The sequence below is a fragment of the Arenibacter certesii DSM 19833 genome (genome assembly GCF_000429545.1).
Lineage (GTDB): Bacteria > Bacteroidota > Bacteroidia > Flavobacteriales > Flavobacteriaceae > Arenibacter > Arenibacter certesii.
On the sequence record NZ_AUCB01000003.1, the window covers coordinates 54,387 to 69,054 of the forward strand.

The 14,668-nt window shown below is 37.6% G+C and carries 8 protein-coding genes; 6 read left to right on the forward strand and 2 right to left on the reverse strand.

Features of this window, described 5'->3' with window-relative positions:
• Positions 1 to 87 precede the first annotated feature (87 nt).
• The 4 genes from pta to G466_RS0100240 all read left to right on the forward strand — a co-directional run bounded on the left by pta (position 88) and on the right by G466_RS0100240 (position 5,027).
• Complete coding sequence (pta, locus tag G466_RS0100225) at positions 88 to 2,181, forward strand: phosphate acetyltransferase (protein WP_026811818.1); 2,094 nt, start codon at positions 88 to 90, stop codon at positions 2,179 to 2,181.
• A 62-nt stretch (positions 2,182 to 2,243) separates the two neighbouring features.
• Positions 2,244 to 3,446, forward strand: a complete 1,203-nt coding sequence (locus G466_RS0100230) for an acetate/propionate family kinase (RefSeq protein ID WP_026811819.1) — start codon at positions 2,244 to 2,246, stop codon at positions 3,444 to 3,446.
• 301 nt (positions 3,447 to 3,747) lie between these two features.
• On the forward strand, positions 3,748 to 4,248 hold the full coding sequence (locus tag G466_RS0100235; protein ID WP_026811820.1) for a DUF6978 family protein: 501 nt from the start codon (positions 3,748 to 3,750) through the stop codon (positions 4,246 to 4,248).
• Positions 4,245 to 5,027 (forward strand): DUF1828 domain-containing protein, encoded by a 783-nt coding sequence (locus G466_RS0100240; RefSeq protein ID WP_026811821.1) that lies wholly within the window; start codon positions 4,245 to 4,247, stop codon positions 5,025 to 5,027. Before G466_RS0100235 ends, G466_RS0100240 begins: the two co-directional genes overlap by 4 nt.
• Positions 5,028 to 5,242: 215 nt before the next feature.
• Here G466_RS0100240 and tamL read toward each other — a convergent pair whose 3' ends face one another.
• Complete coding sequence (gene tamL, locus G466_RS0100245; RefSeq protein WP_051315481.1) at positions 5,243 to 7,519, reverse strand: translocation and assembly module lipoprotein TamL; 2,277 nt, start codon at positions 7,517 to 7,519, stop codon at positions 5,243 to 5,245.
• Positions 7,520 to 7,526: 7 nt separating this feature from the next.
• On the reverse strand, positions 7,527 to 12,521 hold the full coding sequence (locus G466_RS0100250) for a translocation/assembly module TamB domain-containing protein (RefSeq protein ID WP_026811823.1): 4,995 nt from the start codon (positions 12,519 to 12,521) through the stop codon (positions 7,527 to 7,529).
• A 529-nt stretch (positions 12,522 to 13,050) separates the two neighbouring features.
• Here G466_RS0100250 and G466_RS0100260 point away from each other — a divergent pair.
• On the forward strand, positions 13,051 to 14,061 hold the full coding sequence (locus tag G466_RS0100260) for an LLM class flavin-dependent oxidoreductase (RefSeq protein WP_084418665.1): 1,011 nt from the start codon (positions 13,051 to 13,053) through the stop codon (positions 14,059 to 14,061).
• A gap of 76 nt (positions 14,062 to 14,137) precedes the next feature.
• Positions 14,138 to 14,554 carry an HYC_CC_PP family protein gene (locus G466_RS0100265; RefSeq protein ID WP_026811826.1) on the forward strand — a complete coding sequence of 139 codons (417 nt, stop codon included), beginning with the start codon at positions 14,138 to 14,140 and terminating at the stop codon, positions 14,552 to 14,554.
• Positions 14,555 to 14,668 lie beyond the last annotated feature (114 nt).

A 14,668-nucleotide genomic window follows, 5' to 3' on the forward strand; every position in this document is an offset into this window, starting at 1 on the left:
TTAAGGATAACCAAGAATTATTGGACAAATTAAGTTTTGGAATGCCCTTCAATCTTTTAACTTTATTGATTATTAAAAGAGGAATACATGAGCAAAGCCGTTTACATCGCTACTACCGGTCCTGATAGTGGCAAATCCATCATTTCCTTGGGACTAATGCAGATGTTATTGGGAAAAACTGCGAAGGTGGGTTATTTTAGACCAATTATAGACGATTTTAAACCGGGAGGAATAGACAATCATATTAATACTATGATTAGTCATTTCGATTTGAATTTAAGCTTCAATGACTCTTATGCCTATACCCGAAGCGAGGTAATTTTAAAGAAAAATCAGGATAAGGATGATGAAATTATTAGTACCATCATCGCCAAATTCAAAGCGTTAGAAGAGCGGTTCGATTTTGTGTTGGTAGAAGGAACCAGCTATACTAGGGAAGAAGCGATAATAGAGTGGGATATAAATGTCCTTATCGCTAAAAACCTAGGAATCCCGGCTATTATTATTAGTAGTGGAGTAGGAAAAACCTTGGAAGACTTTGTGGGCACCATGCATATGGCCTACGATTCTTTTAAAGAAAAGGGTGTAGAGGTACTTTCGATTATAGCAAACAAGGTGCAGGAAGAGAACATAGACTTGGCCATTAATGGTTTAAAAAGAGACCTTCCTTCACATGTTCTTATCCATGCCATTCCTTTAAACCCAGTATTGGCAAACCCTTCCATAAAAGAAATAGTGGAGACTTTGGATGGCAAAGTGTTATTTGGAGAGGATTTCATCAACAATCAGGCAGGAGCTTTTAGTGTGGGAGCCATGCAATTGCGTAATTACCTTACTTTTTTAAAGGAAGATAGTTTGGTGATTACCCCAGGGGATAGAGCAGATATTATTTTAGGGGCTTTACAGGCCAATGTATCGGCCAATTACCCTAGCATTTCAGGAATTGTACTTACTGGAGGTGTAATTCCTGAAGATTCTATAATTAAACTAATTGAAGGTCTTTCGGAGGTGGTGCCCATAATTTCCGTAAAAGGAGGAACATTTGCGATTACCAATGAGATTGGGGCCATAAAATCGCAGATTTATGCCGAAAACAAGCAGAAAATAACGGCCTCTATTCAGGACTTTGAAAAATATTTGGATGTAGAGACTTTGGGTGAAAGATTGATTACTTTCCAAGCCGATGGGATTACTCCTAGAATGTTTCAACATCAGTTGTTGAAAAAAGCACAGCTAAACAAAAAGCATATTGTGTTGCCAGAAGGGACTGATGAGCGTATCCTTAGGGCCGCAAGTAAAATATTGGCTTCCAATGCGGCTTATATTACCCTATTGGGGAACCCAGAGCAGATTCAAGAAATAATTTTAAAAGCGGATATCGATCTGGCTTTAGGGGAATTGGCCGTTATAGATCCAAAATCCTCTCCTATGTTCGAGGATTATGCAACTACTTTATACGAATTGCGAAAACATAAGAATGTAAACCTTGCCATGGCAAAAGACCTTATGGAAGATGTGTCTTATTTTGGTACCATGATGGTTCATAAAGGTCATGCAGACGGGATGGTTTCCGGGGCAGTGCATACTACGCAGCATACCATCTTACCAGCATTGCAGTTTATTAAGACGGCTCCTGGAGTTTCTGTAGTTTCGTCTATATTTTTTATGTGCCTAGATGATAGAGTGACCATTTTTGGTGATTGTGCCATTAATCCCAATCCCACCGCAGAACAATTGGCAGAAATTGCTATTTCTTCCGCAGGTAGTAGTCAATCTTTTGGGATAGAACCAAGGGTAGCCATGCTTTCTTATTCCTCTGGAAGTTCAGGGCAAGGTGAGGACGTGGAAAGAGTAAGGAAGGCTACAAAAATTGTAAAAGAGCTTAGACCAGATCTAAAGGTAGAAGGACCTATTCAATATGATGCCGCGGTAGATATTGAAGTGGCTAAAAGCAAGCTTCCCGACTCTAAGGTGGCTGGGAAGGCAACTGTCTTTATATTCCCAGACTTAAATACAGGAAATAATACCTATAAGGCGGTACAAAGGGAAACCGGCGCATTGGCCATTGGCCCAATGTTGCAAGGCCTTAATAAACCGGTTAACGACCTTAGTAGGGGCTGTACCGTAAACGATATTTTTAACACTGTTATTATTACCGCAATACAGGCACAAGGGTTATAAGCGTTTTTAAACTGTCCTAGATAACCGAACAACTGTATAGATTTTGAAGCAATTATTACAACATGAAAGTACTTATCATTAACTCCGGAAGCTCATCAATAAAATATCAATTAATGTTGATGCCTGCTGAACAAATTGTCTGTCAGGGTATTGTTGAGCGGATTGGATCCCAAGAGGCCATTTTTACTTATAAAACTGATAAAGATGAAGTAAATAATACCCTACCGGTGATGACCCATAACGCTGGTTTAAAGCTTATAACTGAATTGCTCGTAGATCCTAAAATAGGAGTTATAAAAAATGCATCGGAAATAGATGCAGTTGGTCACAGGGTAGTTCACGGAGGGAGTACCCTTTATAAAGCAACCCTCGTTGATGAACAGGTAATAGATAAGATCAATAAACTATCGGCCTTAGCGCCCCTGCATAATCCCCATAATCTAGAGGGTATTGTTTTGGCAGAGAAGTTTTTTGGTAATGCCAAACAGATTGCAGTATTTGACACTGCTTTTCACCATACCATTCCAGAAAAAGCTAGAAAATATGCCATGCCCAATGAATTTTTTGATGAACACGGAATTCAGGTGTATGGATTTCATGGGATAAGTCATAAATACGTAACCGCTAAAGCTATAGACTACCTCAATAAACAAGAGTCAAAAATAGTCAGTATCCACTTGGGCAATGGATGTAGTATGACTGCCGTCCATAACGGTAAAAGTGTGGATCATAGTTTAGGCTTTACACCTTCTAACGGACTCATTATGGGTACCCGAAGTGGTGATATAGACCATGCCGTTATTTTTTACCTAGTAGACACCTTAGGTTATAATCTAGATGAGGTGAAAACCTTACTTACAAGAAAAAGTGGGATGTTGGGGCTAACAGGATTTACAGACCTTAGGGACATCCAAGAAGAGGCAGAAAAGGGGAATAAAAACTGTTTGTTGGCCTTAGAAATGAATGCCTATCGTATTAAAAAATATATTGGGGCCTATGCCGCATCAATGAACGGTCTAGATGCAGTGTTGTTTACCGCGGGGATTGGCGAAAATTCTAGCCTATTGAGAGAGATGGTTTGCCGTAATATGGAATTTCTTGGATTGCAACTAGATTCTGGGCTAAATGTACTTCGGAACTCGGATATTAGGGAAATTAGCACTACTACCTCTAAAGTAAAGATCCTGGTGGTGCCCACTAATGAAGAATTGGAAATAGCCAAGGAAGCCTATAATATATTGACGATTTCTACTGAGGTAGAATAGGTTCTGCTAATAAAATACTTCTTAAAAAAAGGTTGTACTGCATTACCACGGCTTTATCAATAAATAAGCTTAGTTAGCAACTAATCCTTTATCTTTTTTGTTTTAACAGTTGGTTACTTAGAAAGCGGTTTTTTTATAGCTATTATCTGACTTGGAATTAAGCTCCCATTTTTGGGGTACGCTCATTTTCAGCTTTTTGGACAATACTTAATATATGAAAAAGCTTATATTAGTATTTGAAAAAACAAAAGCATGGGTATTGTATATATACCTGTGTGTATTGTAAGTAATATTAAGAAAAATGCTAACCAACCAAGAAGCAAAGTATTTATTGGATTTAGAAAAGGTTTTATCTAATCCGAATCAAACAATAGATTTATCTAAGAGGAAAAATAGATTGGGATTGATTTCTCATCAAGATTATGATTATGAATTTTGGGTTGAAATAACAACGAATCAAAAAATTATACTAAAAACCTCCATACACCATTTAGAAAGCAATTCTTTTGTTGGTTTATTAAGGATTGATTTCAAAGGAGGTCATCACAATCCTGCAAATATACTTCCAACGTTACCCGATTATCTAATCCCATATGCAGACAAATGGTTTGACCCAACGGAATCCCATATTCATATTTATGTAGAAGGCTACAAAGCATTGGCTTGGGCAATCCCACTGAGTGATAGTGATTTTCCAGTTAAAGATATCACTCAACCGTCTGACTTATCGGACTTAATAATTAACTTTGCCCGAAGAATAAATTTAAAATCATTAATTAATATTCAACAAGCAATACTTTGAATTGGGTAAATACATATGTGGACGATTACTACAACTGGTTAAGAGAGAAAACCTTTATTCAAAAGGACTCTAATACCGACTGGTTTATTATAAACACCCCTTTTGTTGGAGCCTTTAATGACACAATAGAAATTTATGCTCAAAAAAAAGGTAATCAATTACGCTTAAGTGATAACGGAGAAACTATGTCTAATTTGGAACTTCAAGGACTACATATTCAAGGTTCAAAAAGGCGTAGATCTATTTTAGATGCCATACTCTTAAACTATGGAGTTAGAGTTGAAAGTGACGAATTGACAATAGATGCAAACATTGAAAATTTCTCTCAATCAAAGCACAATTTTCTATCTGCAATAATTGAGATCAATGACTTATATGTATTATCAAAACACAATGTAGCTTCAATCTTTAAAGAAGACGTTCGAAGTTATTTAGACTCACATGATATAATTTACACACCTGATTTTATCTCAAAAGGAGTAACAGGTTTAGAATTTAATTTCGATTTTCAAATTGCAAAAAAGAAGAAAGAAATCGTAATTAAATCATTTAATACAGTTAATAAATCGAATTTGTCAACATTTCTTTTCTCATGGGAAGATATAAAACCAGTTCGTGAGAAAATCACAAAAAAGGATGTGAGTGCTATAGCGATTATAAATAATATTGACAAAGAGGTTCGTACTGAATTTTTAGATGCACTAAAAGCCAAAAATGCCGATTATATACTTTGGTCTGAACGTGAATCTAAAAAAAGTGTGGAACTCATATCTGCATAAAATGTTACTTTCATTAACTAAGCGACCGTATGGCCTATGTTTCCTGTATCGAAAAACCGGGGGAAGCGAAACATGGAAACCATATCGCTTGAATCGGCTATGATATTACATTACTATGGAAATTATTACTATTGTTCCCTGTTGTGATGAATTAACACGGCTTTTAAGCCGTGGGTAGAAGCTTTACCAAACCTCTGGACTTTGGTCAAATTAAATTAGAAAGGATACCCGATGGCAAAATTTAGAATAGGTTGAGAGATATCCCATTCAAAACGCTTTCCTTTTGGCAGGTAGGGTTTCTGTAGTGGCGTAGCAAGATCAAACCGTAGTACAAAACTTTGTATGTCTATCCGGAGCCCTGCGCCCACGCCAATCCCCAATTCATCCATAAAATTGGAAGTAAATTTTCCTCCTGGTAGAGCGTCATTTTCATTGATTAACCAGACATTTCCAGCATCAGCAAATACAGCTCCTTTAAGGAAGGAATAGATGGGGAATCTATACTCTAAGTTGGCTTCTAGCCTTATATCCCCAGATTGATCAAAAAAGGCTCCAGAATCATCTGATTCCGGATTGTAAGTTCCGGGTCCTAAGGACCGTATTCTGAATGCCCGCACACTGTAAGGCCCGCCAGAGAAGAACTGTTTGGAAAAGGGTAAGGTGTTAGAGTTTCCATAAGGAATTCCTATTCCACCAAAAATTCTTCCAATCAGTTTTTGGGAGCTGCCAACACTTAAATGATACCTTAGGTCAATATCAGTTTTGGCATACTGTGCGTAGGCTAACCCTAAAATGGTTTTATCCTCACCAGGGTTGGCTCTTTTACCAAACAGGTTTAAAGTATTGCCGGCAAGATCTATATTGCCATTAAAGAATAGGGTATTCCGCTTTCTGCTAACTGCCACTTCATTATAGGTAAAGGAATAGGTGAGTCCGGCTATAAATTGCTGTTCAAAACTACTTCTCAAAAATGGATTGTTATCCAAGATAGTCTCAAATTCTGCGGTGGTCTTGGAAAGGTTAACATAGTTGATGCTAATAGGGTTCAGTTCGTGATAAACATACTTGTTTTCGTTCCAACCATATCCAAATATGGAGCTGAATGAGGTTAAACTATACAATTTACTCCTGTTTAAATGTTCCATTCCTAAACTAATTTTGGTTTTAGGAACCGCATATTTAAAGCGTTCGGAGATGTTAAATAATGATAGTAACCTAGGAAATATCAAATCGGTTTTAAATCCAAGTTGAGTACTACTTAGTCCGGTACTATTATTTCCATCCAATTGGGTTTCATATCCTACATTTCCTGTAACATTTAGGGTTTCACCGCCCTTAAAAAAGTTTCTGTTGCTATAGGTAAGCGATAATGTTGGCCCAGCAAAGTTGTTAGATTTGGTTACGGCCTGCAATTCTGCTCGGAGAGACCGTTTGTTCAATGGAGATAAATAGATAAAGGCATCCAATTTGGAAAAACCATCGGTTTCCATATCCGTATTGTCTTCCTTATATTGGATGTTGATATATTTATACGTCCCAATAGATGCCAGTCTATTACTAGTGAGCTTGGATTTAAGGGGGTCATAGGTTTCTCCTTCATTTAGTAAAATATACGGTGCCAATCTTTTGGGCTTAAAAAAGTCGTTGTGCTGAATATAATCTACACCAGCTATCTGCACGGTATCCATCTTTAAACTATCGGTAGCTACAGAATAATTTGGAAATACCTTAATATCGTTAATACGATAGGGGACTAATGATTTTTTAGGCACATCCTTTTTCAACCTTAAAAACAAGTCAAAACGTTTATTTTTATACTGATTGGTATCGGCTTCAAAAATTAGGAAATCGGCGTTAAAATTATAATACCCTTTTGCTTTTAGATCTTGATCAATACGTTCCCTTTCCATTTTAAAACGCTGAAGGTCGTATCGTATTCCAGGAGCAAGAGTCGTCTTTCCTAGATTTTCTATAATATCCGCTAAAATAGGCAGTGAATCGCCCTCTAATTGATAGGACGCTAGCGTATAGGGTTTTTTTACACCAACTTGGTAGACAATGGAGGCAGTCTTCGTCTTTTTATAAACGCTAGAGGTGATGTTATTTCTAAAGAATCCTCTGTTTTCTAGTCGATTATTGATTAGTTCTTCGGTTTTTTCTAAATCGATATCAGAGAGGTACACCGGTTCTTCCCCAATTTTTTTATTCAAGAACCTGTTTATGAACCCTGGTTTTTCTTTTTGCGACTTATAGTGGGCCCATAACCTGATGTATGCTCCCAAAAATTTGGTATTGGGCTCTGGTTTCAGCAAGTTTTGCAACTCTTGGTTTATTTTTCCTAGATCCCTAATAGTAGTATCTGCTTCTAATTGAATATTCCCATCGGTATACAGCAATTCGTCCTGGGGAATATATTTCTTTACACTACAAGACTGCAAGGCCCATAGGAATATGAGCGCATAAAGACACCTTATTTTTATTTTGGTATTCAAAGAGATCTTATTTTTTTTCTTTTTCCACTTCTTCTTTAACCGCTTTGGCAAAAAGTTCTTTAAATTGATTAAACTCCCTATTAAAAATAAGGCCAATACCGGTAACGATTAACTGTCCGTCTATAACACTTTCAAACTCGTTTCTTCGGAATCCTTTAATCCTAAACCTACCATTTTCAGTCAATAAATATTCTATGCTTACATTTCCAATAACGGGAGTACTTTCCGCCCCCTGTTCACTACCTTCAATATCTACTTCGCTTCCCACTTGAACAATCAATCTGTTATTAAAGAGTCGCTTACTCGCACTTACGTCTAATTGGGTCCTTTCTTGGGGAGTGTCCCCTTGGTAGTCGGTAAAACTATCCAGACCAAAATCGAGCTCCACTCCAGTGCTCCCAATCAGCTTATCTGAAAACTGGTTTAACTGTCCAGAAAGCACCTTGTTTACATTATCTCGGGCAATGGATGCCGCACCTCCAGAACTTCCATCGCTGGTAGATCCTGGAAAGAACCGATTAAGAACTAAAAGAGAGAATACCTGTTTGTTTAATTCTTCCTCCCGCTCATTTAGTTGTTGTACTCGTCCATAAACCTCTCCCCCTAGTGCTCCTTGCTCCTCTTCAGGAATATCTAGATTAAAAGATATTTCTGGTTTTAATAAAACGCCATCCACATTAAGATATACTAAGAAGGGTAATTTTTGTCGGTATTTATTAGCAATTCCTGCGCTGGCCGCTGAGGTTTGGGTAGCCATAATGGGGGCTGCTGAGGTTTCTAGCTTATAAATTGCCCTTAGCTTTACTTGGGCATTAAAAGGGTCCCCGCTCCAAATAAGTGTACTGCCTGGGGAAATATCAAATCTTCGCTTCACCAGATTGTAGAGACTGGCCTCATAATGTCCGTTGCTCACCTCATACCTTCCAGCCAAACTAGTAAGTCCGGTAGGAGTAATGCCAAAATTAAACTCACCTTCTCCTGTGACCTGAAAATTATCGCCAGAACGTTCGTCTATGACTATAGTGAAGGTAGAGTTGTCGTCTACTCTGAGTACCGCATTAAGATCAAAACCTTTCAGAACTGCTGAGGGCGCACTATTTTTATTGCTTTTGGTAATAATTGCATCCGGATTTGCTTTGTTTACAAAGAGCACTACCCCTTCTCGTTCCATTACTTCTAGTTGGGATTCCGGAACTACAAAAGTTAAATTAGACCCTTCTATAATTTTTAAGGTTCCTGATATTTTTGGAACTGCCAAGTTTCCTTTCACTTCCATATCGGCATCTAATTTCATCATTCCATAAAACAGGTCATTATCTTCCTTAGTGGCGTTGAGTGCTTGAAATTCCTTGGCTTTAATTTTTAGATCGAATGATGGATTGTCTAGTTGCTCTGTAAAAATACTCCCATCTAGGTTAAAAAGATTGTTATTAGCGTCTGCAATGTCAAAATTATTAAAATAGACCCCTTTGTTATCTATTTTAATTTCCTCATCAGCTAGAGTGAATTTCGTATTTAGGGTATTTACCAAGAAACCTGTCTCATTAAATTGGAGAGTTCCTTGATACTGAGGTTCGGCCAGCGTACCGTTCACTTTAAATTCTCCCGCGAGGGTACCAGTTGGGTCAGAAATGCTTTCGGACACCAAGGCCTGTATCGCCTTCATTTTTATCTCGTTGATTAGGAGGTTTAGGTTGAGCTGTGCACCACTTTGGGCAGCCAAATAGTCCCCATTAATGGCTAAATCTACATCTCCGCCAGACAATGAGAGATCAAAATCATAGGTGTTGCTACTTTTGGAATTGGCATTTAAGCTTAAATTTCCTAGAGCTATTTGCATGGCCGTAAGATTTTCTATTTCCATTTTTGCCACCATTCCAGTATCGCCATAGGGATCCTTAAACGTAAGGTCCCCATTTAAAATTCCGGTTAATAAAGATTCATCCGGATTTAAGAAACTGGTAAAAGTGCCCAACCTAAAATTATTAAAATTCAAGGACAGGTCTTGTTCAGATTCGGAGTGACGATTACTACTGACCGTCATTTTTTGCTGATTGCGTTGAAAGGAAAAATCTTTTAATTCTATAAATTTCTCCGCAATGGCTAGATTGTTGGTTTCTGGAATTTCCCAACTTTGCTTACTGATGATAAGTCCAGAAGGTTGTATATGAATGTTCAGTGTATCTTGGCGTGCAGTTAATTTGGAACCTACATGAGTCAACATTTCCTTTCCGTCATAGGCATCAAAATTAAGCTGTAGTTCTTTGTTCTCCAGAGTCCCATTTATAGAGGTTCTAGGAATGGCGATAGGACCAGAGTTTATTGCTTTCCACCCAAATTCAAAATCTAGATTTTGCGCTGTTCCTTTTAGGTCTAAACGTAGGCTATCTAGGGTGCTACCAGCATAATCAATAAATGGAGCCCTAAAATTTGCTGTTAAGTTTTGTTCTGCCTCGTTAAAATCTATCTGTAGGTTAACAGAATCTATTTTCTTTAATCCGCCTAAGAAAACGTCTTCTAGCAAGGGGGCTTGCTTCATCGTTAGTTTCATCTTCAGGGTGACAGGTGTTTCACTTTGTTCTATGGCAGTAGACTCTAAAAAATAATTTTTAAAGTGGCGTATCAAAGCCTGGTTAAGTGAGCTTATATCAGTATTGGAAAGAAAATCTCCTTGTACTAATTTACTGTGAATATCCGCACTAGTGCCTTTTTCGTTTATAGCGGCATTAAATATTAGGTTCTCTACCGGATAAGGCGTGTTTTCAAAAACAACCAAGGCATCTGTCAGTTGGGAACGTAAGGTGAAATCCTGCGCATTCCCTTTAAAGTTGGCCTGTAACTGAAATTTAACTTTAATATCATTCTGGGTAACTCCTAAGGAAGACAGGTCTGCTCCAACTACATTAAGGATCATATCTACCTGTGGGGAAATGCTGTCTAGAACAAGGCCTGCATGCATTTGGATGTTTAAATTATCATCCTTAAATTTTAAACTGATAGCTCCTTCTCCATTTTTTACTTCACCATTTAAGTCGATTTTAGAAAAATCATACCCTTGATATTTCAAATCGGTAAAATCGGAATCAAGTTTGGCATCCATCGTATTTAGGGAATTGCCACTACCAGAGGTTCTTAGTGTGAACGAAACGGGAGATAATTGTTCATTATTGAGAAGTTTTTGTAGTTGTAATTGTACTACTTCTACATCAGCATCAAATATGATTTTATCCCTATTGGTAAAGTTTCCAGTTAATAATATGTTTCCATCGGGGCTATCTAATTTGACTTCCCCTTCTAAATTCGTTAAAGTGCCCAACAGAGTTGCATTTAATTGCATTGAATCTGGCAGGGAAATTCCTAATTCTTCCTCATTGAGAAAGTGAGCCATATCTGGTTTAACTGTGGTGAAATTTAGATTCGGAATGTCCACATAAAGCGAATCGGTTTGCATCATATTGCTTAAGACACCTTCTAACTGTAGGGTGGTGGAATTCCCCCATTGTAGGGCCGAATTTTTTACTTGTAGTTTTTCCAGCGTGCCTTCCACAAATACCTTTCCCGAAACCTCTTTCTTTGACATATTTTGGAACTGTATGTTTTCTTTTAGAGAAGGTTGAAAAGTATATAATTCCTCCAAAGAAAGATTAAAGGAGGGCATGGCCATGGAAATTATAGATGATTCTGGGTGATTTAAAAATGAATCAATGGATCCATATTCAATTTTTACTTCTCCGTTGAGATTGCTCTTTTGGGTTGCAGCATTTAAATCGGTCAAGGAAATACCCTCGTTGTCTGCTTTTATGTTAAACCCTAGATGGTTTAGGAGGAAACCATTCTTTTCGTAAAAGGATAAGTGAGTAAGGGATATTTCTGCAGTGTCATTTGCTAATAGGGCCTTTGGTATTGCTAACTCCAACTTGTTTAGTTCCAAGGTTGAGGTGCTATAGGTTCCATTAGTGGGATTATAATCTTTGGAAATATAGGTGATAATATTGTTTTCTAAACTGATGAGGCCCGTTTCAATTTCCCAACCTGGCCATTCAAAATTTATGGGATCCTTTATTGATGTAGTATCTATTGGGAGGATCTTCTCTTCTTTTAGGTCGCTGTAATACACTTGGGAATTGGCGAGTTGAAGCTGCTGTAATGTAATTTTTTTCTTTCCCATATTAGCTTCAGGTAGGGCTAGTAAAAAAGAACCTATTTTAAATTTACCTTCTACTCTGTCGGAGATAGAAGTATAATTCGCTTCTGTATTTTCGATAGTAAATCGATCTACAATAATAACAGGCATTACGGATGCTTCCGAAGACTCCGGATTTGACCCGATTGTTTTATTCTGGGTGTAGGAAATTTGAGTGTTGGAGATAGCAGCACGTGTTATATGGAACTTCATAAGATCTAGATCCAACTCGTTCATTTTTAGATGAAGTTCACCTAATTCGAGGAAGGCATCCAAGCCATCTACTTCATCTAGATAGGCAATTTTAAAATCTTTGAGTGCAATAGGGCCTATTTCCAATTTAGGCATACTGGACGAAGTAGTATCCGAAGGGGTAGAATCCGTAGCAAAAGCATCGATTAAGAAATCAAAATTATAAGTTCCGCTCTTCTCCGTACGATTAATGTTGGCTACCACTCCGTCCCAATCTATGGAATTTACTTTTATTTTATCGCCCTTTATTAAAGGGGCCAAAGCTACAGAAGCTTCTAAGGAGTGGGAATAGAGGAGAGTATCTCCCTTTTTATCTTCCAAATAAAGCCCTTCTATATACGCATTGCCAGAAAAGGTGATAAATAGGCGTTGAATCTCTACTTTTGTAGTGGTTTTCTCGGAAATATAGGTAATTGCCTTATTAACGATAATATTTTGCCCCCACGGACTTCTAATAAAAAGGAGGAGCAAGAAAACAAGTAAGACCAAAGTAAGCAATAACCAGCCAACTATCTTTAGTGGTTTTCTTTTCTTTTTTAGGTCTTTATTTTCAATTTGAGAACTCATGTCCTATTTAACTACACAATTTCAGCAAAGCTAAGTGCAAAATGGCAGTTTAGTGAACAATGTTGACCAAAAATCAGGTTAAATGCCATTTATAATTATAATATGGTGAAGAAGATTATTGGACGAAACGGCATAATTTCACTTTCCTAAGCTTTATAATTTAAAACAATGGCCGAAGTAATAATTATGGCCAGAATAATTAACATCATAAGGTTATAAAACCTTCTCTTTTTCTTTTTTCTTTTAGCTAGTTCGGTCATAGATTGTTGTAAACTTAAGAATTTTGGACTAAATAAGACCTCTGTAATCGCTTTAGATATTAACTTAAATGGATAAGAATCGTAACTATAAATGGTTCCCAAAGGCAGCTATACAACAAAACTATTGATTGATTCCACTTTGGAGTTTACTAATTTTTGGAAGCCATGATTAGAATTTGTAATTTAGGGGATTGATCGTTTAATATAATTTATTTCAAAACTGCCGGGAACTTAGTGTGAATTCTTGGCAGTTTTTAATTTTGATGAGTATGGAGCAGGATAATAAAAGTAGTTTAGAGGGGACAAAATTTTCGGTCTTAGACCTAGTACCGGTCGCAGAAGGTGCAACGCACCAACAATCGATGGCAAAAAGCCTTGAGCTTGCACAGCATGTAGAGCAATTGGGATTTGGTCGCTTTTGGATTTCCGAACATCATAATATGGATACTTTGGTAAGTTCTGCCACACCAATCTTAATTGGATATATTGCCCAGGGAACACAAAGTATTAGGGTAGGATCTGGTGGGGTAATGCTTCCAAACCATGCCCCCTTGGTTGTTGCAGAACAGTTTGGCACATTGGAGACCTTATATCCTGGTAGGATAGACCTTGGATTGGGACGAGCCCCAGGGACAGATCAGTTGACAGCAAAAGCGTTGAGAAGAGATAGACCAGAAACAGTGCACGATTTTCCTCGTGATATTGGTGAGCTTCAGACCTTTTTTTCTTTGGATAATAAAAATGCTGCGGTAAGAGCCATTCCTGGAGAAGGCTTAGATATTCCTATTTACCTCTTGGGGTCAAGCACTTTTAGTGCTCAATTAGCAGGATTAAAAGGGCTTCCTTATGCATTTGCCAGTCATTTTGCACCTACCCATCTTCACGATGCCTTGAGTCTATACCATCAGAATTTTCAGCCTTCCAAGCAATCTGCTACGCCGTACACTATAGCTTGTGTTAACGTAATTGCAGCCGAGACGGATGAAAACGCCAAGTTTTTAGCGACCAGTCTGCAACAATTGGCCTTGGGTATTATTAGAAATACAAGAAAGCCGTTGCCGCCCCCAGTGAAAAGCATGGACGGGCTGTGGCACGAGCTAGAACAGACGCAAATTCAGAAAATGATGCACTATAGCTTTGTGGGATCAAAGGAAACAGTACAAAAACAGCTGGAATCGTTTGTAGAGGCAACTAGAGTGGATGAGGTTATGGTAGTTTCGCATATCCATAATCACAAAGATCGTCTTAGATCTTATGAAATCCTAAGTGAGATTTTTTAATGAATAGTAAAAGGGAAGCTTAATTGTTTGTTAATAGAGCAACAGGATTTTAAAATTCAGTACTTTTGTGACATTCATGAAGACTATCTTTCATAAAATAGCATCTTTTTCTCTAGCGCTTTTGGTGCTTTTCTCTACCATGTCATTCACGGTGGATATGCATTATTGTGGAAAAACGCTGGTGGATTATTCTCTCTTTAACAAAGTAGCGTCCTGTGGGATGGAAACTATGCAGCCAGTGGACATTGATAGTTGTTCTACAATTGTGGACAAGTGTTGTAAAGAAGAGAATATTACCATAGAAGGACAGGACATCCTTAAGAACTCATTTGAAAAGTTTTCATATCATCAGCTAGTATTTGTGGCGACCTACGCTTACAGCCAATATTATTTTTATGAAGGGGGAATTGAGAATATTGTGCCGTTTGTGGACTATTCTCCTCCTTTTCTCATACAGGACATCCATGTTTTGTTTGAAACTTTCCTAATTTGATTTGTTCTACTAATAAATAAAGTCCAACAGATTTTACTGTATTTGGGCCATTTGTATCGTTTGTTTCATTATATATATTCAAGGACTGTTATTCCATTTTTTACTGGAAATCAG